Consider the following 23,021-nt stretch of genomic DNA (forward strand, 5'->3'; position numbering starts at 1 on the left):
ACTGCTGTGCGCTAACGGTACCGCGCCGATGCATCGAAGGGCCGGTCCGGTCAGGAACCGCTGAACCGGTTTCGCGGAGTTTGCCGCATCCATCCGTCCACCTGACGCGGCCAATCGACGGAGCCGGCCTGCGCGTGACCGATCTTGAAACGGCTGATCGCGTCGTGACCGCCGCGACGTTTGTCCAGTTCCAGGATGATCTCCATGCCGTGCGAGTCGGTCACGAACGTCAACTCGACCTCGGTGACCTGCCCCTGGTACTGCGGTGCGGCCCAGAACTCGATCTCCTGATAGAACGGCAGCGTCTGGCGGGCGCCGTAGATGAAGCCGCGCTCGAGGTCCGCGGACTTGAACTGGAAGCCGAGCTCGACGAACGCGGCGAGGACCGCCGCCTGCGCGGGCAGCGGGTGGACGTTGATCGGGTCGAGGTCGCCCTTGTCGACGGCCCGGGCGACCTCCAGCTCGGTGCGCACGCCGATCGCCATGCCGGGCAGACGCTGACCGTACATGTGCGTGATCGGGGTCTCCCAGGGGACCGGAAGCTGGAACGGGACACCGTGGCGCATGCCGGGTGCGAGCCGGAACCCGCCGGTGAGCTGCTGGCGCTGGAACTCGACGGTGGAGTCGTATTCACCGTCGCCGGTCTCGACCTCGACTCTGGTCACGAGCGCCACGACGATCCGCTCGATCTCGACCTCGTGCTCGCCGCCGGCGAAGAGCACCTGCCCGGCGAGCGGCTCCCCGGGCCGCACGTCGGGCCGCTGCAGCACCGTGTCGACGGTGGGCCCGCCGACTCCGAGCGCGCGCCGCAAGCTCTTGAAAACCATGGCGGGCACACTAGCACGCAGGACTGTAGGGTTAGGCCGTGTCCAGACTGCTCCGGATCGGTGAGCTCGCCAACCTCTCCGGCGTCTCCACCCGCACCGTCGACTTCTACACCGGGCTCGGCCTGATCGAGGCCGCGCAGCGCACCGCGGGCAACTTCCGGCTCTACGACCCCGCGTGTGTCGAGCGCATCGCCGCCATCAAGGTCCTCGAGGCCAATGGCGTCAGTCTCGGCGACATGGCCGACGCCCTGCGCCGCGGGGCCGGTGACCTGGCCGGTCAGCTATCCCAGGTGCAGGGCGACCTCGAGACGCTCAGGGAGGCGGCCGGGCACGCCGGCCCGGCCGCCCACCAGCTCCTGCTCGCCCTGACCGCCCGCGTGCAGTCGCTCATCTCGACGGCGATCGACGTGACGAACAGCCTGCCCCCGTTGTGAAGGCTCGGCACGGGGAGCCTGGGGCGCTACGCCGCCGGCCTGATGAGCTCCGCGACGCGCCGGCCGTGCGCGGCGGCGTTCGCGTGGCCGTTGCGCAGTGACTCGGCGGCGAGGCCGCGCAGCGGTGCCATGGCCGGGCTGACGTCGGCGAGCGTCAGCTCCGCCTCGGCGACGTGCAGGTCGAGACCGAAGACCTCGCCGAGGATCCGCCCGAGGTACGGGGTCACGTGGTCCCAGCCCTCCTTCGGCGTGCCCGGGCCGTAGCCGCCGCCCCGGCTCAGCGCCAGCACCGCGGGGCGCCCGGCGAGCGGCTGATCCCCCTGCGGTCCCAGGTCCGGGTGCAGGAGCAGCAGGTCGATCCAGGTCTTCACCTGGGCCGGGAGATTCCAGTTGTACAGCGGGACGCCGAACACGTACGCGTCGGCGGCCAGCAGCTCCGCGCCCAGCTCCGTGACCAGCGCCGCCGCGGCCTCGGGCGCGGGCGGCGCCGACGGGTCGAGCCGGGTCCGGGTCAACGACGTCCAGGCGTCCGCCGGGAGCGGGCGGAGCCCCAGGTCGCGCCGGGTGACGATCGCGTCGGCGCGCTCGGCGCGCCAGGCGTGCTCCGCGGTGTCCGCCAGTGCGCGGCTCACCGAGCCGGCGACCCGGATGCTGGCGTCGAGTCGGAAGAGATGCATCGGTGTCGTACCTCCATGTGTCTCGCGGCCGCGCCCGCCGCGATCGTTTCGCTCTGTCACCTGTCCGGACGCCGCTGTGCGCATCAGTGGCGACACAGAAAGTCTGCATGACAGAACATCTGCCGGCAAGAGGGAGTTGGCCGCTTATCATTGCTGCATGACGCAGGCGCCGGAGACTCCGGCTCACACCGCCGACGACCTCCAGTCCGATCTGGGCTGGGCGCTCGGTGTGGTGCTGCGCGGCTACGCGAAGGGGGCCCAGCAGGTGATCGCCGACGTCCCGGGCGGCCCGCGCGGTTACCAGGTCCTCACGTCAGCGGTCGCCGGCACGGCCGGCACGCAGCTCGCGCTGGCCAACAAGCTGGGCATCGACCGCACCGTGATGACGTATCTGCTGGACGACCTCGAGAAGGCGGGCCTGATCGAGCGGCAGCCGGACCCGGCCGACCGCCGCGCCCGCCGCATCCTGTCCACGGAAGCGGGCCGCGCCGCCCTGTGCGCGCTGCGGGCCAAGCTCCGGCGCGTCGAAGAGCGGGTGCTGGGCGGGCTCGCCGAGCCCGACCGGACGATGTTCCGCGACCTGCTCCGCCGCGTGGCCATCCGCATCGACGAGCAGGACCCCCTGGTCGACGCGTGCGGCCCGATCGCCGAGTTCGCCGACGTCGAGCCGGCGGCCAGAGCGCGCCGCCGCCGGTCCTGACGAAAGCCGCCGGTCCTGACGAAAGCCGGGACTTCACGGCGATGTTCGGGGAGCCGCCGACCGCATACGCCGCGCGCTACCGACGGTCCACGGAAGGCACCTGGTGTTAGGGTGACGGGCGATGTTCTCGCAGCGCACCCGGCTGGTGGGCGTCGTGCTGCTGGTCGCCGTCGCGGCGGCCGGTTGCGGTGACAGCTCCGCCACCGGCACCTCCGGCGGCCCGGCCGCATCGGCCGCACCGACCGCGCACGAGTCGCCCGGCCGGCAGCTCGGCGCCACCGCCCAGCCGGAGAGCGCGCCGCCGAGCTCGGCGGCGCCGCAGCCGGTCAAGCACGCGTTCCCGGTGCGGGGCAAGTCGTCCTACGAGCACACCCACCACGACTATCCGGCCAGCGACATCATCGCCGCGTGCGGGCTCACCGCCGTGTCGCCGGTCGACGGCACGGTGCTCGAGGTGACGCGGTCCGACACCTACGACGCCAAGGTCGACGACGGCGCGACCCGGGGCGGGCTCTCGGTGTCGATCCTCGGCGGCGACGGTGCGCGGTACTATCTCTCGCACTTCTCCTCGGTCGACGAGGGCATCGCGGCCGGCACGCAGGTCCAGGCCGGTCAGCCGATCGCCAAGGTCGGCCGCACCGGCCGAGCCGGCGCCTGCCACGTCCACCTGGGCCTGTCCCCGGCGTGCCAGCGGACCGGCGACTGGTGGATCCGGCGCGGGGTCATCTGGCCGTGGTCCTACCTCGACGCGTGGAAGGCCGGCAAGGAGAAGTCGCCGGTCGCCGAGCTCGACTCCTGGCAGCGGCAGCACGGCTGCCCGGCGAAGCCTCCGCGGGACGGATCCGCTTAGTCGTACTCCAGGCAGAAGGGGTGTCCGGCCGGGTCGCTGTAGACGCGGAAGCGGGCCCCCTTCGTGGAGAGCAGTTGCGCGCCCATCCGCAGGACCTTCGCCTCGGCGGCGTCGATGTCGTCGACCCGGATGTCCAGGTGGAGCTGCTGCGGGAAGTTGGGGTCGGGCCACAGCGGCGGCCGGTGGTCGGGCGCGAGCTGGAAACTCAGCTTCGTCGTGCCGTCGCTGATCTCGACCCAGTCGCCGTCGGCCCGCGTGATGGGCAGCTCCAGCAGTTCGGAGTAGAAGTGCGCCAGCGTATTCGGGTCCGGCGTGTCGAACACCACCGTGTTGAGTCTCGCTGTCATGTTCCTATCCTGCCCGAACCGCTAGCCCTGCGCTTGGATGGCGGTGATCGCCACGGTGTTGACGATGTCCTTGACCGTCGCGCCGCGGGACAGGTCGTTGACCGGTTTGCGCAGGCCCTGCATGACCGGGCCGACCGCGACCGCGCCGGCCGAGCGCTGCACCGCCTTGTACGTGTTGTTGCCGGTGTTGAGGTCGGGGAAGACGAACACGGTCGCCTGCCCGGCCACCGGGCTGTCCGGCAGCTTCGTCGCCGCCACGGCCGGGTCGATCGCCGCGTCGTACTGGATGGGCCCCTCCACCGGCAGGTCGGGCCGTCGCTGCCGGACCAGCTCCGTCGCCGCCGCCACCTTCGTCACGTCCGCACCCGAGCCGGAGGTGCCGGTGGAGTACGACAGCATCGCCACGCGCGGCGTCACGCCGAACCGGGCCGCCGTGTCCGCCGACGACAGCGCGATGTCGGCGAGCTGCGACGCGTCGGGGTCGGGGTTGACGGCGCAGTCGCCGTAGACCAGCACCCGGTCGGGCAGCAGCATGAAGAACACGCTCGACGCCACGGACAGGCCGGGCACCGTCTTGATGACCTCGAACGCGGGCCGGATCGTCGCCGCCGTCGTGTGCGTCGCGCCGGAGACCATGCCGTCGGCGTGTCCGAGCTGCACCATGAGCGTGCCGAAGTACGACACGTCACCGACGACGTCCCACGCCAGGTCCCGCGTGACGCCCCGGTGGGAGCGGATCTTCGCGTATTCGACGGCGAACTCGTCCCGCAGCGGTGAGGTCAGCGGATCGACGACGGTGGCGCCGGACACGTCCACACTCAGGTCCCGGGCGCGGGCCTCCACGACGGCGGGGTCGCCGAGCAGCGTCAGGTCGGCCACGCCCCGGCGCAGCAGGATGTCGGCGGCGCGCAGGATGCGTTCCTCGGTGCCCTCCGGCAGCACCAGGCGCCGCCGGTCGGCGCGGGCGCGCTCGATCAGATCGTACTCGAACATCAGCGGCGTCACCCGCGACGAGCGCGACAGCTCCAGCACCGACGCCAGCGCGTTGGTGTCCACATTGGACTCAAAGGCGCCGAGCGCGGCCTCCACCTTCCGCGGGTTGGCGGTGCTGAGCCGGTGCTCCATGCGGGTCGAGGCGTCGATGGTGTCGTAGCTCGCGGTCGGTACCGACAGCACGGCGAGGCCGGGGTTGAGCCGCTCGAACAGCCGCAGCGCCACGGGCGGCGGCTCGATGCCGAGGGTCAGCACGATGCCGGCCAGCGGTACGAGCCCCGAGGCGTGCGCCGCGCCCGCCGCGAGGAGCAGGTCGGCCCGGTCGCCCGGGGTGATGAGCAGCGCCCCTTCGGTCAGGTGGTCGAGCAGGGTCGGCACCTGGGCGGCGCCGACGACGTAGTCGAGGACATCGCGGCCGAGCGCCGCGCCGGAGCCGGTGACGACGTGCGCGCCGAGCTGCTCGGCGACCTCCGCGACGGTCGGCGCGCCGATCGTCGGCACCTCGGGGATCGTGTAGCAGGGTACGGGCAGCGACGGCGGCTTCACCTCGCCCTGGGTCTTGTTGACGATCACCGCGGCGACCGTCGCGTCGAGATCCACCAGGCTGTGGTACGCCTGGCGCGCCGGGGACTCCACGTCGGCCAGGCCGTGCCCGTTGACGACCGAGGCGACGACGGCGCCGAACTCGTTGGCCAGCCGCACGTTGAACGACAGGTCGTCGTCGAGGTCGGTGCCGATGACGACGATCGCGTCGTGGCCGCCCGACACGGCGCGGAACCGCTCCAGGATCTGCCCGACCAGTTCCTCGCCCCGCCCGGCGGCCAGCAGCGCGGCGGCCTCGGGAGCGGTGATCCCGAAGAGCCGGTCGGCGGGCCCGCCGATGTCGTAGCGCGACCGGAGCAGCTCCAGCAGCGGGTCGGTGGCCGCGGCGACGACGGGACGGAACACGCCGATTCGTGGCACCTTGCGGGAGAGCAGTTCGGCGAGGCCGAGCGCGATCGCCGACTTGCCGGAGCCGGGACCATGCTCGACGAGGTACACAATTCGGGCCACAGCAGTAGTCTGCCTGGCATGATCCTCGTGCTCAACAGCGGCTCCTCGTCCGTGAAGTACCGAGTGCTGGACCTGGCGGACCCCGCGGCGGGCGACCGGGGGATCGTCGAGAGGATCGGTGAGCCGGGCGGCGTGCCGGACCACGCCGCCGCGCTGGAGCAGGTGCTCGACCGGATCGACCGGGCGGCCGTCGACGCGGTCGGCCACCGTGTCGTGCACGGCGGGAGCCGGTTCCAGGCCCCCACCCTGATCGACGACGACGTGATCAAGGCCCTCAACGACCTGGTGCCGCTGGCACCCCTGCACAACCCGGGGGGCATCACCGGGATCGAGGCGGCCCGTGCGAAGCTGCCGGACGTGCCGCACGTGGCGGTCTTCGACACCGCGTTCCACGCCACGCTGCCGGCGGCCGCGGCGACGTACGCGATCGACCGGGAGCTCGCCGCGCGGCACGGCATCCGCCGCTACGGCTTCCACGGCACGTCCTGCGCCTTCGTCGCCGGGCGCGCCGCCGGGCTGCTCGGCCGCGACGTCGCCGAGCTGCACCAGATCGTCCTGCATCTCGGCAACGGCGCCAGTGTCACCGCCGTCGCTGGCGGGCGCAGCGTCGAGACGTCGATGGGCCTGACCCCGCTCGAAGGGCTCGTGATGGGCACCCGATCGGGTGATCTCGACCCGGCGATCCCCGGTTTCCTGCACCGGGTCGCCGGCCTCGACTTCGCCGGCGTCGACGAGGTGTTGCTGCGCCGCGGCGGCCTGCTCGGGCTCGCCGGGGTCAACGACATGCGCACGCTCCTGGAGCTGCGGGCGGCCGGCGACGAGGCCGCCGGGCTCGCGTTCGACGTCTACTGCCACCGGATCAAGAAGTACGTGGGTGCGTACCACGCGGTGCTCGGCCGGCTGGACACGGTCGTCTTCACCGCCGGGGTGGGGGAGCACGCCGCGCCGGTGCGCGCCACGGTCCTCGACGGCCTGGACATGTGGGGCATCGCGGTCGACCCGGCCCGCAACGACAGTCCCGCCAAGGATGCCCGCCTGATCTCGCCCGACGGCGCCCCGGTCGCGGTGTGCGTGATCCCGACCGACGAGGAACTGTCCATCGCCGAACAGGTCACGACCCTCCTGGCCCGCTAACCCCCGCCCCCTTTCTGCGTTGATCATGCAGTTATGGTGCCGGGACACGCCCTGGATGCCCGGTTTGTCAGGCACCACAACTGCATGATCAACGCAGAAAAGGGGGCGGGGTCAGCGCCAGCCGTGGGGGTGGTTGGCGGTCCGCGGGCCGCTGCCGCGCAGCGGGGCGCCCGCCGCCTCGGCCAGCACGTCGGCGAGCTCCTCGAAGCCGTCGCGGACCAGGCCGACCGTGATCCGCACGTGGTCGCTGTCGAGGTGGCTCACCTCGAACGGGGCGCCCGGCGCCACCGCGATCCCGTGCGCCGCCAGGGTCAGCATCGCGACCTGCTGGTTGGCGACCGCCATCCACAGGTTGATCCCGTCGGCGGCGGTCGCGGTGACCCCGCGGGCGTCGAGGGCGTCGAGCAGGGCGGTGCGGCGGCGTGCGTACTCGTCGCGGGCCCGGGCGATCTGGTCCGCGGTGGACCGGTCGGTGAGCAGGTCGACGAGCACCGCCTGGAGGAGCCGGCTGGACCAGCCCGGCCCGAGCAGCCGCCGGTCGGTGACCGCGGTGACGACGGACGCCGGCCCGCCGATCGCGGCCAGGCGCAGGTCGGGGCCGTGGCTCTTGGAGAAGCTGACCACGTGCAGGGTCCGGTCCGGCAGCCGGCGCCCCAGGCTCACCGGCGGCGCGGTGGCGATGCCGCCCGCGTGGTCGTCCTCGACCACGGTGACCCCGGAATGCTTGGCGATCACCCGGGCCAGCTTGTCGGCCCGGGCCTGGGTCATGCTCGCGCCGGTCGGGTTGTGCGCGCGGGGCTGGAGGTAGACGGCGACCGGCTCGTAGGCGCGCAGGGCGGCGGCGAGGGCCTCGGGACGCATGCCGTGCTCGTCGATCGGCACGCCGACCAAGGTCGCGCCGACGGTCTCCAGCAGGTCGAGCATCGGCGGGAACGCCGGGTCCTCGACCAGGACGTGGTCGCCGAAGCGGACCACGACACCGGTGATCCGGTCGAGCGCGTCGAGGGCGCCGTCGACCACGGTGAGCCGCTCGGGCGGAAACGGCCAGCGCTCGCGCAGCACGGTCTCCAGCCGCGGCAGAACGGCGCCGTCGAGATAGCTCGTGGTCAGCCGGGCGTCGCCGATCCGCTTGAGCGCGTCGGTGAGGCTGGGCAGCAGGTCGTAGTCCGGCACGCCGGTCGAGTAGTCGCGGGTCAGGCCGGCCCGCAGCTCGCTGACCCGGCCGCCGAGCTGCGCGTAGCGCAGGCGCTGCCGCGGCAGGGAGGGCGCGGCGACGAACGTGCCGGAGCGGCCGCGGGTCTGGATCGCGCCGGCGCGGGCCAGGCTGCGCCACGCCTCGCTGACGGTCGTGGGACTGATCCCCAGCTCCCGGGCGACGTCCCGGACGGTGGGCAGGCGGACGCCGGCGGGCAGCGTGCCGGCCGTGACGAGCCGGCTGACGGCGGCGGCGACTCCCCGGGCGCTGCGGTCCTCGACCGCCCCCGCGATGAGGTCGAGGACCGCGGGCGCCGGCCGGTCGGAAGCGGAACTGGGCGCGAGCAAATTACATCTCCGAAACATTCTGTAACGCTTGGACCATTGTCCGCCTAAGTTTGTGTCGTTAGTGTCCTACGGCATCCGATCCGGGACAAGGTCGCCCCGCCCGACACGGCCGGACCGCCCGGGTCGGCGGCGCACGTGCTCGACCACCGGTGACCCCGCCACCGGACACAGTGGACTGACCACCAGAGAGGGGCAGCCATGACAGCGATCATCCGGGCCGCCATCGTCCAGACGAGCTGGACGGGCGACAAAGAGTCGATGATCAAGGCCCACGAGGACTACGCCCGGCAGGCCGCCGCCCAGGGCGCCAAGGTGATCTGTTTCCAGGAGCTGTTCTACGGCCCCTACTTCTGCCAGGTCCAGGACTCCGCCTACTACGAGTACGCGGAGTCGATCCCCGGTCCGACGACCGAGCGCTTCCAGGCCCTCGCCGCCGAGCTCGGCATGGTGATGGTCCTGCCGATGTACGAGCAGGAGCAGCCCGGGGTCCTCTACAACACCGCCGCGGTCGTCGACGCGGACGGGCGCTACCTCGGCAAGTACCGCAAGAACCACATCCCGCAGGTGAAGGGTTTCTGGGAGAAGTTCTACTTCCGCCCCGGCAACCTCGGCTATCCCGTCTTCGACACCGCCGTGGGCAAGGTCGGGGTCTACATCTGCTACGACCGGCACTTCCCGGAGGGGTGGCGCGCGCTCGGCCTGAACGGCGCGCGGCTCGTCTTCAACCCGTCGGCCACCAGCCGCGGCCTGTCCGCGTACCTGTGGAAGCTCGAACAGCCGGCGAGCGCCGTCGCCAACGAGTACTTCATCGGCGCGATCAACCGCACCGGCGTCGAGGACCTCGGCGACAACGACTTCTACGGCACCTCGTACTTCGTTGACCCGGAGGGCAAGTTCGTCGGCGCGACCGGCGACGCGTACCACCCGGAGCTGATCGTCCGCGACCTCGACATGGCGCTGCTCGCCGAGGTCCGCGACCGGTGGGCGTTCTACCGCGACCGCCGCCCCGACGCCTACGGGGAGCTGGTGCGGCCGTGAGCGGTTCGGAGCGCGGCGGAGAGGCCGCTCACCAGCGAGCACAGCGCTGTGAGCGCTGCCGGAGCGAAGCGGAGGCCGCGCGATGAAGCTGATCAAGGGCGGGACCGTCGTCGGGCCCACGGGCGCGATCCCGGGTGACGTGCTCGTCGTCGGCGAGAAGATCTCCGCGGTCTTCGCGCCCGGCGAGGGGCCGCAGGAGGGCGACTTCGAGGTTGTCGACGCGACGGGGAAGTACGTCATCCCGGGCGGCGTCGACGCGCACACCCACATGGAGCTGCCGTTCGGCGGCACCTTCGCCAGCGACACCTTCGACACCGGCACGAAGGCAGCCGCGTTCGGCGGCACCACCACCATCATCGACTTCGCGGTGCAGCGCACCGGCGAGGTCGTCCAGGACGGCCTGGCCGCCTGGCACGCCAAGGCGGCCGGCAACTGCCACGTCGACTACGCGTTCCACCAGATCCTCGGCGGCGTCGACGACGAGTCGCTCAAGGCGATGGACCAGCTCGTCACCGACGAGGGGATCACCAGCTTCAAGCTCTTCATGGCGTACCCCGGCGTCTTCTACAGCGACGACGGGCAGATCCTGCGCGCCATGCAGAAGGCCCGCGACAACGGCGCCATGATCATGATGCACGCCGAGAACGGCCCCGCGATCGACGTGCTGGTCAAGCAGGCCCTGGAGCGCGGCGAGACCGACCCGATCCACCACGGCCGCACCCGGCCCGAGGCCCTCGAGGCCGAGGCGACCAGCCGCGCGATCTGGCTCGCGAGTGTCGCCGCCGACTGCCCGCTCTACATCGTGCACCTGTCCGCCGGCAAGGCCCTGGAGCAGGTCGCCGCCGCGCGGGACCTCGGCCGCAACGTCTTCGCCGAGACCTGCCCGCAGTACCTGTACCTGACGCTGGAGGACCAGCTCGGCGCGCCCGGTTTCGAGGGCGCGAAGTGGGTGTGCTCGACGCCGCTGCGCAGCAAGCACGAGACCCACCGCGCCGACCTGTGGAAGGGCCTGCGCAGCAACGACCTGTCGGTCGTCTCCACCGACCACTGCCCATTCTGCTTCAAGGACCAGAAGGAGCTCGGCATCGGCGACTTCTCGAAGATCCCCAACGGCATCGGCGGCGTCGAGCACCGCGTCGACCTGCTGTACCAGGGGGTCGTCGACGGCAAGCTGTCGCTGGCCCGCTGGGTCGAGACGATCGCGACCACCCCCGCCCGGATGTTCGGCCTGTTCCCGCGCAAGGGCGTCATCGCGCCCGGCTCCGACGCCGACATCGTGCTCTACGACCCCTCGGCACGCACCCGCATCAGCGTCGAGACGCACCACATGAACATGGACCACTCGGCCTGGGAGGGCTACGAGATCGACGGCAAGGTCGACACCGTGATCTCCCGGGGGACGGTCATCGTCTCCGGCGACACGTACCACGGGCGCGCCGGCCACGGGCAGTTCGTCCGCCGGGGACTGTCCGACTACCTGCTGTAGAACCTGGGGAACCACAACATGCGAGAGATCAAGCATTGGCTCGACGGCCAGGCCGTGTCCGGCACGAGCGGCAGGCAACTGCCCGTGTGGGACCCGGCCACCGGCGAGCAGCAGGCCTACGTCGTCGCCGCGACGAAGGCGGAGACCGAGCGGGCGGTCGTGAGCGCGCTCGCGGCGTTCCCCGGCTGGCGGGCCGCGTCGCTGTCCCGCCGGGCCGAGGTGATGTTCCGCTTCCGGGAGCTGGTCGACGCCAACCGCAAGGAGATCGCGGCGCTGGTCAGCCTGGAGCACGGCAAGACCGTCGCCGACGCCGCCGGTGAGCTGGCCCGCGGGCTGGAGAACATCGAGTTCGCCACCGGCGCGCCGCACCTGCTCAAGGGTGGGTACAGCGAGCAGGCGTCCACCGGTGTCGACGTGTACTCGATCCGCCAGCCGCTCGGCGTCGTCGCCGGCATCACGCCGTTCAACTTCCCGGCCATGGTGCCGATGTGGATGTTCTGCAACGCCTTGGTGTGCGGCAACACGTTCGTGCTCAAGCCCAGCGAGAAGGACCCGTCGGTCTCGCTGCTGCTCGCCGACCTGCTGCGCCAGGCCGGCCTGCCGGACGGCGCGTTTAACGTGGTCCAGGGCGACCGGGAGGCCGTCGAGACGCTCATCGCGCACCCCGACGTGGAGGCGCTGAGCTTCGTCGGCTCCACCCCGATCGCCCGGGCGGTCTACGAGGCCGGCACCCGCGCCGGCAAGCGGGTCCAGGCCCTCGGCGGCGCCAAGAACCACATGGTGGTCCTGCCCGACGCCGACGTCGACGCGGCGGCCGACGCGGCCGTCTCCGCCGGCTACGGCTCGGCGGGGGAGCGGTGCATGGCCGTCTCCGTGGTGGTGGCGGTCGGCGCCGTCGCCGACCCGCTCGTCGCCGCGATCGGCGAGCGCATCGGGCGCATCGCGGTCGGCCCCGCGACCGACCCGGCCGCCGAGATGGGGCCGCTCATCACCCGCGAGCACCGCGACCGGGTCGCCGGCTACCTGGCGGACTCCGGCACCGCCGAGGTCGTCGTCGACGGCCGGCAGGCGCCGATCGCGAGCGGGCCCGGCTTCTTCCTCGGCGCCTCCCTCGTCGACCGGGTCAGCACCGACTCACCCCTCTACCGGGACGAGATCTTCGGCCCGGTCCTCTCGGTCGTGCGGGCCGAGACGTACGACGAGGCCGTGAAGCTGGTCAACGGCAACGAGTACGGCAACGGCACCGCCATCTTCACGCGCGACGGCGGCGCCGCACGGCAGTTCCAGTACGACGTCGTCTGCGGCATGGTCGGCGTCAACGTCCCGGTGCCCGTCCCGGTCGCCTACTACAGCTTCGGGGGCTGGAAGTCCTCGCTCTTCGGCGACCTGCACATGTACGGGCCCGACGGGATCCAGTTCTACACGCGCAGCAAGGTCGTGACCTCCCGCTGGCCCGACCCGGCCACGTCGGAGGTCGACCTCGGCTTCCCGAAGGTGCGGTGATGTCATGGACATAGGCGTGGTGCTGCAGTGCGACCCGCCCGCGACAGGTGTGGTCGAGCTGGCCAAGCAGGCCGAGGCGGCCGGGTTCAGCCACGTGTGGACGTTCGACTCGCACGTGCTGTGGCAGGAGCCGTTCGTCATCTACAGCAAGATCCTGGCCGACACCGAGCGGGTGATCGTCGGGCCGATGGTGACCAACCCCGGCACCCGGGACTGGACGGTCACGGCGTCCCTCTTCGCCACGCTCAACGAGATGTACGGCAACCGCACGGTCTGCGGCATCGGCCGGGGCGACTCGGCGGTGCGCGTGCTGGGCTCCCGCCCGACCACACTGGCCGAGCTGCGCGAGTGCGTGCAGGTGATCCGCGAGCTCGGCAACGGCCGCTCGGCGCGCCTGCGCGACCGGGACCTCCGGTTCGCGTGGGCCCCCGACAGCCGGCTCGAGGTCTGGGTCGCCGCCTACGGGCCGAAGGCGCTCGCGCTGACCGGCGAGGTCGGCGACGGGTACATCCTGCAGCTCGCCGACCCCGACATCGCCGCCTGGATGATCAAGGCGGTCCGGTCCGCGGCCGAGAAGGCGGGCCGGGACCCGGCGGCGATCAAGTTCTGCGTAGCGGCCCCCGCCTATGTGGGCGACGACCTGGCGCACCAGCGGGAGCAGACCCGCTGGTTCGGCGGCATGGTCGGCAACCACGTCGCCGACATCGTCGCGCGCTACGGTGCCGACGGCGCGGTGCCGAGGGTGCTCACCGACTACATCAAGGGCCGGAAGGGCTACGACTACGCCGAGCACGGCCGGGCCGGCAACACGCACACCGACTTCGTCCCCGACGAGGTCGTCGACCGGTTCTGCGTCCTCGGCCCGGTCGAGCACCACCGCAAGCGCCTCGCCGAGCTCAAGGCGCTCGGCGTCGACCAGTTCGCCCTGTACCTCCAGCACGACGCGAAGGAGTCCACGCTCGCCGCCTACGGCGAGCATGTCATCCCGGTCGTCTCGTGAACCGGACCAAGCGGTTCCTCGGGGCCCTCGGGGGTCTCGCCGCCTTCGCGCTGCTGTGGGAGGGGTACAAGGCGGTCGGTGACCCCGAGGGCACCGTGGTCCTCGGCGTGCGGATCCTGCCGCGCGCCGACGACCTCTCCATGCCGCACCTGCTCGACGTGGTGCGCCGCTTGGGCCGGCCCGAGCTCACCGGCGGCCGTCCCGTGTGGCAGGTGGTGCTCGACGCGTGCCTGTTCACGCTCGGCATCACCGCGATCGGGTTCCTGGCCGGCGCGGTCGTCGGGTTCCTCCTCGCCGCGCTCATGCAACGCTTCCGGCTCGTCGAGCGGGGCCTGCTGCCCTACGTCGTGCTGTCCCAGACCGTGCCGCTCGTCGCGCTCGCGCCGCTCGTGGCCGGATGGAGCGGCGCGCTGTCGTTCGGCCCCTACGCGTGGCAGGACTGGATGACCGTGTCCACCATCGCCGCGTACCTGGCGTTCTTCCCGGTCGCCGTCGGGCTGCTGCGCGGCCTGCACTCGCCGTCGGCCGCCGGGGTGGAGCTGATGCGCAGCTACGCCGCCGGCTGGTGGCGCACGTTCGTCAAGCTCCGGCTGCCCGCCGCGCTGCCGTTCCTGTTCCCCGCGCTGCGGCTCGCCGGCGCCGCCGCGGTCGTCGGCGCCGTGGTGGGGGAGATCTCCACCGGCACGCGCGGCGGCGTCGGCCGGCTCGTCATCGAGTACAGCCGGGAGGCCACCGCCGATCCCGCGAAGGTCTACACCGCGATGCTCGGCGCGGCCGTGCTCGGCCTGGTCGCCGCCGCGTTCGTCAGCCTGATCGAGCTGCCCCTCATGCGTCATCGGCGTCGAGTCGAGGTGAACGTGATATGACCGCCGTGCTCATCGAACGTGTCAGCAAGGTGTTCAACGCCGGCCGCCCCGACGAGGTCACCGCACTGTCCGATGTGGACCTCACGGTCGGCGGTGGACAGTTCGTGTCCCTGATCGGGCCGTCCGGCTGCGGCAAGTCGACGCTGCTGCGGCTGATCGCCGACCTCATCGAGCCCACCGTCGGCACCGTCACCGTCGCCGGGAAGCCGGCGGCGCAGGCCCGGCGCGACCAGGAGTACGGCATCGCCTTCCAGCAGGCCGGGCTGTTCGAGTGGCGGACCGTGCGGCGCAACGTCGAGCTGCCCCTGGAGCTGCGCGAGGTGCCGAAGGCCGAGCGCCGCGCCCGGGCCGAGGAGATGCTCGCCCTCGTCGGCCTCGCGGACTTCGCCGGGCACTACCCCGCGCAACTGTCCGGCGGTATGCAGCAGCGCGTGGCGATCGCGCGGGCGCTGGCCGTACATCCGCCGCTGCTCTTGATGGACGAACCCTTCGGCGCGCTGGACGAGATGACGCGGGAGCGGCTACAGGCGGAGCTGCTGCACATCTGCGCCAAGACCGGCACGTCCACGGTGTTCGTCACGCACTCCATCGCCGAGGCGGTGTTCCTGTCGGACAAGGTGGTGGTCATGTCGGCGCGACCCGGGCGGATCACCGCGTCGATCGACATCGACCTGCCGGCCCGGGACGAGGCGGCCCGGCAGTCCCCGGAGTACTTCGAGTTCGTCACGTCGGTGCGCAAGGCGTTGCGGGCATGAGGTGGGCCCGCACGGTCGTACCGCCGGTGCTCGTGGGTGTCCTGACCGTCGCCGGCTGGGAGCTGACGGTCACGTTCGGCCGGATCGCGCCGTTCATCCTGCCGGCGCCCTCCGCGATCTGGGAACAGCTCGTCGAGCAGCGCGCCAACGTCGTCGACGCGGCCCTCGCCAGCGGCGCCAACGCGCTCGTCGGCCTCGTCGTCGGGGCGGCCGCCGCGGTCCTCGCCGCGCTGGCCGCGTCGCGGGTCCGGTGGCTCGGCGACGTGTCGGTGCCGTTCGCGGCCGTCCTCAACGCGCTGCCGATCATCGCGCTCGCGCCGATCCTCAACAACATGTTCGAGTCGACCAGCAGCGTGCCGCGCCGCCTGATCGCCGCGATCATCGCGTTCTTCCCGGTGTTCATCAACACGCTGCGCGGCCTGCGGGAGGTCGACCCCACCCACCGCGAGCTCATGGACAGCTACGCGGCGGGCGGCTGGACGTTCGCCCGGCTGGTCCGCCTGCCCGGCGCGCTGCCCTATGTGTTCACCGGCCTGCGGCAGTCGTCGTCGCTGGCCGTCATCGCCGCGGTCGTCGCGGAGTACTTCGGCGGCCTGCAGGACGGGCTCGGGGCGCGGATCACCTCCGCCGCCGCGTTCACCGCGTATCCCCGTGCGTGGGCGTTCGTCGTCGGCGCCTGCGTCCTCGGGCTCGTCTTCTACCTGACCACGCTCCTCCTGGAGCGTCTGGCAATGCCCTGGAAGGCCCGTTCGTAGCGCCCTTTCCCCGGAGGAACGCCCATGAGAACCAGGTCCCTCATCGGCGTCGCGGTCACCGCAGGTCTCCTGCTGGCCGGCTGCGGCACCGCCGACACGCCACCGACCACGACCACCGCCAGCGGCGGGGTCACCACCGTGAAGCTGCAACTGCAGTGGTTCTACCAGGCCCAGTTCGCCGGGTACATCGCCGCCGTCGACAAGGGCTTCTACAAGGAGCAGGGGCTCGACGTGCGGCTGCTCGAGGGCGGCGTCGACATCGTGCCGCAGACCGTTCTCGCGCAGGGCAAGGCCGACTACGCCGTCGCCTGGGTGCCGAAGGCGCTCGCCTCCCGGGAGCAGGGCGCCGGGATCACCGACGTCGGGCAGATCTTCGCCCGCTCCGGCACGTACCAGGTCGCGTTCGCGAGCAGCAACATCAAGTCGCCGGCGGACTTCAAGGGCAAGAAGGTCGGCAACTGGGGCTTCGGCAACGAGTTCGAGCTCTTCGCCGGCATGACGAAGGCCGGGCTCGACCCGGGCAAGGACGTCACGCTGGTCCAGCAGCAGTTCGACATGCAGGCGCTGCTGAAGAAGGAGATCGACGTCGCGCAGGCGATGTCGTACAACGAGTACGCGCAGTTGCTCGAGGCGACCAACCCGGCGACCGGCCAGCTCTACAAGCCGGAGGACTTCGCCATCATCGACTGGAAGACCGTCGGCTCCTCGATGCTGCAGGACGCGGTGTGGGCCAACACCGACAAGCTCAAGGACAAGGCGTACCAGGACCAGACGGTGCGGTTCCTGACGGCCACGATCAAGGGCTGGGCGTACTGCCGGGACCACGCCGAGGAGTGCCGTGACCTGGTGGTGGCGAAGGGCTCGAAGCTCGGCAAGGGCCACCAGTTGTGGCAGGTGAACGAGGTCAACAAGCTGATCTGGCCGTCCGCCGAGGGGATCGGCCTGATCGCCGAGGCGGACTGGAACCAGACCGTGGACATCTCGCTGAACACGAAGAACCAGGTCGGCGACACGGTGCTGAAGAAGAAGCCGGAAGGCCTCGCGTACACCAACGACTACATGCGGAGGGCACTCGACGCCGCGAAGGCCGCGGGCGTCGACGTGACGGGGTCGTCGTTCAAACCGCAGACGGTGACCCTGAGCGCCGGCGGCGCGTAGCCGTCAGCGCGGTCCGGCATCAGCGGTCCGACATCAGCGGTCCGGGCGGCCGCCGGGGTGGGCGACGACCTTCCCGGCGGCCGCCATCGGAGGCCCTGTCAGTCCTGCTCGTTCCCGGGCGCGGAAAGGGCCCTGGCCAGCCGGTCGACCGCGGCCGTCACGGCGTCGTAGCCGTCCTGGGTGAACTTGCCGTCGTCGCGCAGGCCGCGCAGATCGACGCGCAGGTCGGCGACCCGCTGGGCGGCCCGTTCCGGATGGTTGCGGTCGAGCTCGCGGCGGATGTCGTCGAGCCGCCTGTTCAGGCCGCGGATCTCGTTCTGGGCGAGCCTGCTGTCCGCCCCCGCGATCGCCGCCTCGACGATGTCGACCGCCTCGACCGGGTCACCCGCTGTCGGGCTCACCGGCGGTGTCGCCGGTGCGGTCGTCGGTGCGGTCGTCGACGTGGGTGAGCCGGTGCCCGGGCCGGCCGGTGCCGCCGTGCCGGAGGACGTCGGGGCCGCGATCGGCTCGTCCTTTCCCGGCGGGCGGCTGGCGAGCAGTACGGCGAACACCACGACGGCGACGGCAGCCGCACCCAGCGCGATCAGGGCGACACCGATCGGTCCGAGCCGCCCCCGCCCGCCGCCGTGCGGCTCGCCGGGGTCGAGGACCGGTATGGCCTGCGTCCGGGGGCTCACCGCGGCGCTGGCGCGGACGGCGGCCCGGACGCCGCCCGACGGCCCGGCGGTGCCCGCTGTCCCGGTGCCCGCTGCCCCGATGCCCGCTGCCCCGATGCCCGCTGCCCTGGTGCCTGTGCTCTCGATGCCGGCCGGCCCGGGTCCCAGCGTCCCGGCTCTGGTCGCGCCGGCCCCGCCCACAGTGCCCACAGTGCCCACAGTGCCCACCGCGCCCACGGGAGCGGCGGCGGCCCCGGTGACCACGTCCACCAGCGCGGCCCGCACCCGCGCGGCGCTGGACGGCCGGTCCTCGGGGCGCTTCGCCAGCAGGGCGGCGACGAGCGCGTCGAGCTCCGCCGGCACGCCGGCCCGCAGCGCCGACACCGGCGCCGGCTGCTCGTGGACGTGCTGCCACAGCACCCGCACCGGCGTGTCGGCCGTGAACGGCGGCCGGCCGGTGAGCATCTCGAAGAGCACGCAGCCGAGCGCGTAGAGATCGGCACGCGCGTCCACCAGGCCGCTCGCCACCTGCTCGGGTGCCATGTACGTGGTGGTGCCGAGCGCCGTCGCCGAGGCGGTCAGGTGCAACTGCGCCGCGCCGGGCAGGCGGGCGATGCCGAAGTCGCAGACCTTCACGTGCCCGGTGGCGGAGAGCAGGATGTTGGCCGGCTTGACGTCGCGATGGATCACGCCGGCGGCGTGCGCGGCGGCCAGCGCGTCGCACACCTGCATGCCGACGCGGGCCACCTCGCGGACGGCGAGGGGGCCGCCGGACAGGGCCTCGGCCAGGCTGCGCCCCTCGACCAGCTCCATGACGAGGTACGGCACACCGTCGTCGGTGCCGACGTCGTGCATGGCCACGATGTTGGGGTGTGCCAGCCGCGCCACGGTGCGGGCCTCCCGGTCGAAGCGGGTCAGCATCGCCGGATCGTCCAGGCCCGCCCGGTGCAGCAGCTTGATCGCCACGGGGCGCTCGAGCCGCCGGTCGAACCCGCGCCTTACCTCCGCCATGCCACCGCGGCCCAGGATCGGGCCAACCTCGTACCGGCCGTCCAACACACGTGTCACGATGGCCAGCCTTGCACATGTCCGGCCGGGTCACCCGGCGTAGCCGTCGGCGACCTCCAGCGCATCGTCGATCGCGTCGATGCCCTCCAGCAGCTCCGCCTCCGTGATCACCAGCGGCGGCACCACGTGCAGCCGGTTGAAGTGCGTGAACGGCCACACGCCGCGGGCCTTGCAGGCCGCGACCACCTCGGCCATCGGCTTCGCCGCCGGGCCGCCGGCGTTGTACGGGACCAGCATCTCCTTCGTCTGCCGGTCGCGGACCAGCTCGATCGCCCAGAACAGGCCGAGGCCGCGCACGTCGCCGACCGACGGGTGGCGGTCGCGCAGCTTCTCCAGCCTCGGCCGCACGACCCGCTCGCCGAGGTCACGGACCCGCTCCGGGATCGCCTCGTCGCGCATGACCTCGATGGTGGCGACCGCCGCCGCGCAGGCGAGCGGGTGCCCCGAGTAGGTCAGTCCGCCGGGGAACGGCCGGTCGGCGAACGTCTCGTACACCCTCGGGCCCAGGATCACCCCGCCCAGCGGGACGTAGCCCGAGTTCACCCCCTTGGCGAAGGTGATGAGGTCGGGCACCACACCCCACCGGTCGACGGCGAACCACTCGCCGCACCTGCCGAAGCCGCTCATCACCTCGTCGGCGATGAGCAGCACACCGTGCCGGTCGCACAGCTCCCGCACGCCGGCGAGGTAGCCCGGCGGCGGCACGAGGATGCCGTTGGTGCCCACCACCGGCTCCAGGATGACGGCCGCGATCGTCTGCGGCCCCTCCAAGGTGAACACCTCTTCCAGGTGGGCGAGGGCGCGCCCGGTCTCCTGCTCGGGGGATTCGGAGAAGAAGGGGGAGCGGTACGGGTACGGCCCGAAGAACCGCACCACGCCGGGCATGGCGGGCTCGTTGGCCCAGCGCCGCGGGTCGCCGGTGAGCGTGATCGAGCCGGTGGTGGCGCCGTGGTACGACCGGTAGGCCGACAGGATCTTGTGGCGTCCGGTGGTGCCGCGCGCCATCCGCACGGCGTGCTCGTTGGCCTCCGTGCCGCCGTTGGTGAAGAACACGTGCCGGAGGTCGCCGGGAGCCACCTCGGCGATGAGCCGCGCCGCGGTGCTGCGGGCCGCGTTGCCGAACGTCGGCGCGATCGTGCACAGCGTCGCGGCCTGCTCCTGGATCGCGGCGACCACCCGGGGGTGCTGGTGGCCGAGGTTGAGGTTGACGAGTTGTGCGGCGAAGTCCAGGTACCGCTTGCCGTCGGTGTCCCAGAAGGTGCTGCCGAGGCCGCCGGCGACGACGACCGGGTCGAGGGTCCGCTGCGCCGACCAGGAGTGGAACACGTGGGCGCGGTCGTCGCGGTATGCGTCGGTGCGTTGTCCCGTCATGCACTGAAGCTAATGGCACATGTGAGGTCGGACAATAGCTCTTCTGTTACAGCTTGTTACGCGCCTTATGCTGACCCCATGCACATCACCTCGGTGGCGGAACTGGAGGAAGTGCTCGGGTCGCCGATGCCCCGGGCAGTGACCAAGGAACGAGCCCGGCTCAAGCAGACCGACCGTGCCTGGCTCGCGCTGTCCCCGTTCGTGCTCGTCGCCACGTCCGACGCGCACGGCAACTGCGACGTCTCGCCGAAGGGCGACCCGCCCGGCTTCGTCCACGTCGTCGACGACACGACGATCGCGATCCCGGAGCGCCCCGGCAACCGCCGCGCCGACGGCTTCCACAACATCCTGGCCAACCCGCACGTGGGCCTGATCTTCCTCGTGCCCGGGCGGCGCGAGACGCTGCGGATCAACGGCCGCGCCCGGCTGCTGACCGACGCGCCCTGGTTCGACGAGCTGGTCGTCGAGGGCCACCGGCCGATCATGGCGCTCGTGGTCGACATCGACACGATCTTCTTCCACTGCCAGAAGGCGTTCATGCGCTCGAAGCTGTGGAAGCGCGAGACGTGGACGCCCGAGGCGCTGCCGTCGCACGCGAAGCTCGTCAAGAGCGTCCAGGACACCGCGGAGACGGTCGAGGAGCTCGAGGCGTACTACGCCGAGGACACCTACGGCCGGGGGCTCTACGCCTGAGGTGCTCCCCGCGCTGCGGTCGGCCGGCCCGCCGCGATCGCGGCCGCACCCGGGTGGTATCGGCAGCCACCGCCTGAACGGTAGGGCTAGACCCACCGACACGCGCCCGTCCGTCGGCCAGAATGGCGGCATGAGAGCAGCCGTGCCGTACATCCGCCGGGGACTGACCGCCGTCGGCAGGGTGGCGCTGCTCGGGCTGCTCGCGCTGCCCGTCCGGCTCGCCCTGTTCGTGCTGAGCGTCCTGACGTTCGTGCTGTCGGTCATCGGCGTCGGGCTGGTCCTGGCGCCGCTCGTCCAGCTCGTCGTGCGTCGCTACGCCGACCTGCACCGCCGGCTGGCCGGCGAGTGGTCCGGCGTCGACATCCCCCGGCCGTACCGTCCGCAGCCCCCGCGCGCGTTCATCGGATCGCCACGCCGCTGGCTGTGGCTGGTCAGGGACCCGGCGACGTGGCGCGACCTGGTGTGGCTGCTCGCCGGCGCGCCGACCGGGGTGGTGCTCGGGGTGCTCGGGCCGGCCTCGCTGGCCTACGGGTTGGAGGGTGTCCTGTTCATCCCCGTGATCGTCACCGCGGCCACGGACTGGTACGGGTATGGTGTCACCTGGCCGATCGAGGACGCGTTCGACGCGGTCAGCGTGCCGCCGCAGGGTGCCCTGATCACCGTCGGGGCCCTCTACGCGGGGCCCTGGCTGCTGTGGACCCTCGCCCAGTTCGACCGGTCGCTGCTCGGCCCGACCCGCAGCGCCCGGCTGGCCGTCCGGGTCGACCGGCTCACCGAGACCCGCACTCAGGTCGTCGACGCGCAGGCCGCCGAGCTGCGCCGCATCGAGCGCGACCTGCACGACGGGGCACAGGCCCGCATCGCGGCCCTGGGCATGAGCCTCGGCATGGCGGAGGACCTCGTCACCCGCGACCCGGCCGCCGCCCAGGCGCTCATCGCTGAGGCGCGCGAGGCGAGCGGGCTGGCGCTCGCCGAGCTCCGGCTGCTCGTGCGCGGCATCCACCCGCCGGTCCTCGCCGAGCGCGGCCTCGACGGCGCGCTCCAGGCCCTGGCGCTCACGCTGCCGATCCCGGTCGCCGTGGCGAGCGACCTGAGTGGCCGGCCACCGGCGCCGGTCGAGTCCGCGGCCTACTTCGCGGTCGTCGAGGCTCTCACCAACGTGGTCAAGCACAGCGGGGCGTCGACGGCCTGGGTATCGTTGACGCACCTCGGAGGCGCCATCTACATCACCGTCGGCGACGACGGTGTCGGTGGCGCGGCCCCGCGCGCCGGTTCCGGGCTGGCCGGTGTCGAGCGCCGGCTGGGGGCGTTCGACGGCAGTCTGACCGTCGACAGCCCACCCGGCGGCCCGACCGTGCTGACCATGGAGCTGCCGTGCGCGTTGTCATCGCCGAAGACCTCGCCCTCCTCCGCGACGGGCTGATCCGGCTGCTGACCGCATACGAATTCGAGGTGGTGCGGGCCGTCGACAACGGCGCCGACCTGCGCACCGCGCTGCTGGAGCACCGGCCCGACGTCGCGGTCGTCGACGTGCGCCTGCCGCCGACCTTCACCGACGAGGGCCTGCGGGCCGCGATCTCCGCCCGGTCCGAGGCCCCCGGCCTGCCGGTGCTCGTCCTCTCGCAGCACGTGGAGCAGTTGTACGCGCGGGAGCTGCTCTCCGACCGCCGGGGCGGGGTCGGCTACCTGCTGAAGGACCGCGTCGCGACCGTCGCCGAGTTCGTCGACGCCGTGCGCCGCGTGGCGCGGGGCGGCACCGCGATGGACCCGGAGGTCGTCTCGCAGCTTCTGGCCCGCAATGCCGGCGAGCCGACCCGGGCCCTCACCCCGCGCGAGCGGGAGGTGCTGGGCCTGATGGCGGAGGGCCGGTCCAACGCCGCGATCGCGGCGCGGCTGTTCGTCACCGAGAAGGCCGTCGGCAAGCACATCAACAACATCTTCACCAAGCTCGGCCTGCCCCCGTCGGAGGACGACAACCGCCGCGTGCTCGCCGTGCTGGCGTATCTCAACGCGTAGCCAACGGCGGCCGGACGGGTCCGCTCGCCTCCGCCCGCCTCAGCCCCCTGCTCCAGGCCGGCGTGCGTGCCCGTTGCCGCTGTTGCCGGCCTCCGTCGT

Annotated in this window: 22 protein-coding genes; 15 read left to right on the top strand and 7 right to left on the bottom strand. The window is 72.2% G+C overall.

Translation table 11 applies throughout. From position 1 onward, the window contains the following. Positions 1-50: 50 nt before the first annotated feature. Positions 51-827: a sporulation protein gene (locus Drose_RS11335; RefSeq protein WP_260728124.1), complete on the bottom strand. Its 777-nt coding sequence runs from the start codon at positions 825-827 to the stop codon at positions 51-53. Between the two features lie 38 nt (positions 828-865). Between Drose_RS11335 and Drose_RS11340 the strand changes: the two genes are divergently transcribed. Continuing rightward, the gene (locus Drose_RS11340) at positions 866-1,261 is read left to right on the top strand and encodes a MerR family transcriptional regulator (RefSeq protein WP_260728125.1); all 396 of its coding nucleotides are present in this window, start codon (positions 866-868) and stop codon (positions 1,259-1,261) included. Positions 1,262-1,287: 26 nt separating this feature from the next. Here the strand turns inward: Drose_RS11340 and Drose_RS11345 are convergent, their stop codons facing one another. Continuing rightward, entirely contained in the window at positions 1,288-1,938 is a 651-nt protein-coding gene (locus tag Drose_RS11345) for an FMN-dependent NADH-azoreductase (protein ID WP_260728126.1), read from the bottom strand. A gap of 157 nt (positions 1,939-2,095) precedes the next feature. Between Drose_RS11345 and Drose_RS11350 the strand changes: the two genes are divergently transcribed. After that, positions 2,096-2,638 (top strand): MarR family winged helix-turn-helix transcriptional regulator, encoded by a 543-nt coding sequence (locus tag Drose_RS11350; RefSeq protein ID WP_260728127.1) that lies wholly within the window; start codon positions 2,096-2,098, stop codon positions 2,636-2,638. A 121-nt stretch (positions 2,639-2,759) separates the two neighbouring features. Next, positions 2,760-3,488, top strand: coding sequence for a M23 family metallopeptidase (locus Drose_RS11355; RefSeq protein ID WP_260728128.1), 729 nt, complete (start codon positions 2,760-2,762; stop codon positions 3,486-3,488). Here Drose_RS11355 and Drose_RS11360 read toward each other — a convergent pair. Together Drose_RS11360 and pta are read right to left on the bottom strand one after the other, a co-directional pair. Further along, on the bottom strand, positions 3,485-3,835 hold the full coding sequence (locus tag Drose_RS11360; RefSeq protein ID WP_260728129.1) for a VOC family protein: 351 nt from the start codon (positions 3,833-3,835) through the stop codon (positions 3,485-3,487). The genes Drose_RS11355 and Drose_RS11360 overlap by 4 nt on opposite strands. A gap of 21 nt (positions 3,836-3,856) precedes the next feature. After that, complete coding sequence (gene pta / locus Drose_RS11365) at positions 3,857-5,881, bottom strand: phosphate acetyltransferase (RefSeq protein WP_260728130.1); 2,025 nt, start codon at positions 5,879-5,881, stop codon at positions 3,857-3,859. Between the two features lie 18 nt (positions 5,882-5,899). Here pta and Drose_RS11370 point away from each other — a divergent pair, with 18 nt between their 5' ends. Next, positions 5,900-7,015: an acetate/propionate family kinase gene (locus Drose_RS11370; RefSeq protein WP_260728131.1), complete on the top strand. Its 1,116-nt coding sequence runs from the start codon at positions 5,900-5,902 to the stop codon at positions 7,013-7,015. 111 nt (positions 7,016-7,126) lie between these two features. Here Drose_RS11370 and Drose_RS11375 read toward each other — a convergent pair whose 3' ends face one another. Then, positions 7,127-8,557 (bottom strand): aminotransferase-like domain-containing protein, encoded by a 1,431-nt coding sequence (locus Drose_RS11375; protein WP_260728132.1) that lies wholly within the window; start codon positions 8,555-8,557, stop codon positions 7,127-7,129. Positions 8,558-8,755: 198 nt separating this feature from the next. Here Drose_RS11375 and Drose_RS11380 point away from each other — a divergent pair, with 198 nt between their 5' ends. From Drose_RS11380 to Drose_RS11415, 8 genes are all read left to right on the top strand, one after another. Next, positions 8,756-9,595: a nitrilase-related carbon-nitrogen hydrolase gene (locus Drose_RS11380; RefSeq protein ID WP_260728133.1), complete on the top strand. Its 840-nt coding sequence runs from the start codon at positions 8,756-8,758 to the stop codon at positions 9,593-9,595. 82 nt (positions 9,596-9,677) lie between these two features. Then, complete coding sequence (gene hydA, locus Drose_RS11385) at positions 9,678-11,081, top strand: dihydropyrimidinase (protein WP_260728134.1); 1,404 nt, start codon at positions 9,678-9,680, stop codon at positions 11,079-11,081. Between the two features lie 18 nt (positions 11,082-11,099). Further along, positions 11,100-12,584, top strand: a complete 1,485-nt coding sequence (locus tag Drose_RS11390) for a CoA-acylating methylmalonate-semialdehyde dehydrogenase (RefSeq protein WP_260728135.1) — start codon at positions 11,100-11,102, stop codon at positions 12,582-12,584. A gap of 4 nt (positions 12,585-12,588) precedes the next feature. Further along, entirely contained in the window at positions 12,589-13,584 is a 996-nt protein-coding gene (locus Drose_RS11395; RefSeq protein WP_260728136.1) for a TIGR03842 family LLM class F420-dependent oxidoreductase, read from the top strand. Next, on the top strand, positions 13,581-14,450 hold the full coding sequence (locus Drose_RS11400; protein WP_260728137.1) for an ABC transporter permease: 870 nt from the start codon (positions 13,581-13,583) through the stop codon (positions 14,448-14,450). The genes Drose_RS11395 and Drose_RS11400 overlap by 4 nt, the downstream gene beginning before the upstream one ends. Further along, on the top strand, positions 14,447-15,205 hold the full coding sequence (locus Drose_RS11405) for an ABC transporter ATP-binding protein (protein ID WP_260728138.1): 759 nt from the start codon (positions 14,447-14,449) through the stop codon (positions 15,203-15,205). Before Drose_RS11400 ends, Drose_RS11405 begins: the two co-directional genes overlap by 4 nt. Continuing rightward, the gene (locus Drose_RS11410) at positions 15,202-15,960 is read left to right on the top strand and encodes an ABC transporter permease (protein ID WP_260728139.1); all 759 of its coding nucleotides are present in this window, start codon (positions 15,202-15,204) and stop codon (positions 15,958-15,960) included. Before Drose_RS11405 ends, Drose_RS11410 begins: the two co-directional genes overlap by 4 nt. A 24-nt stretch (positions 15,961-15,984) precedes the next feature. Beyond that, complete coding sequence (locus Drose_RS11415; RefSeq protein WP_260728140.1) at positions 15,985-17,118, top strand: ABC transporter substrate-binding protein; 1,134 nt, start codon at positions 15,985-15,987, stop codon at positions 17,116-17,118. Positions 17,119-17,216: 98 nt separating this feature from the next. On the opposite strand, the gene Drose_RS11420 is transcribed toward Drose_RS11415, so the two are convergent. Together Drose_RS11420 and Drose_RS11425 are read right to left on the bottom strand one after the other, a co-directional pair. Next, positions 17,217-18,842, bottom strand: a complete 1,626-nt coding sequence (locus tag Drose_RS11420) for a protein kinase domain-containing protein (RefSeq protein WP_260728141.1) — start codon at positions 18,840-18,842, stop codon at positions 17,217-17,219. 30 nt (positions 18,843-18,872) lie between these two features. After that, positions 18,873-20,213: an aspartate aminotransferase family protein gene (locus Drose_RS11425; protein WP_260728142.1), complete on the bottom strand. Its 1,341-nt coding sequence runs from the start codon at positions 20,211-20,213 to the stop codon at positions 18,873-18,875. Positions 20,214-20,291: 78 nt separating this feature from the next. Between Drose_RS11425 and Drose_RS11430 the strand changes: the two genes are divergently transcribed. The 3 genes from Drose_RS11430 (at position 20,292) to Drose_RS11440 (ending at position 22,922) form a co-directional block, all read left to right on the top strand. Further along, a complete protein-coding gene (locus tag Drose_RS11430) occupies positions 20,292-20,906 on the top strand; it encodes a pyridoxamine 5'-phosphate oxidase family protein (protein ID WP_260728143.1) in 615 nt (204 codons plus the stop codon). A 130-nt stretch (positions 20,907-21,036) separates the two neighbouring features. After that, positions 21,037-22,329 (top strand): sensor histidine kinase, encoded by a 1,293-nt coding sequence (locus tag Drose_RS11435; RefSeq protein WP_260728144.1) that lies wholly within the window; start codon positions 21,037-21,039, stop codon positions 22,327-22,329. Continuing rightward, positions 22,281-22,922 carry a LuxR C-terminal-related transcriptional regulator gene (locus Drose_RS11440; protein WP_260728145.1) on the top strand — a complete coding sequence of 214 codons (642 nt, stop codon included), beginning with the start codon at positions 22,281-22,283 and terminating at the stop codon, positions 22,920-22,922. The genes Drose_RS11435 and Drose_RS11440 overlap by 49 nt, the downstream gene beginning before the upstream one ends. The last annotated feature ends 99 nt before the right edge of the window (positions 22,923-23,021 follow it).

The organism is Dactylosporangium roseum, from assembly GCF_025264685.1.
GTDB lineage: Bacteria > Actinomycetota > Actinomycetes > Mycobacteriales > Micromonosporaceae > Dactylosporangium > Dactylosporangium roseum.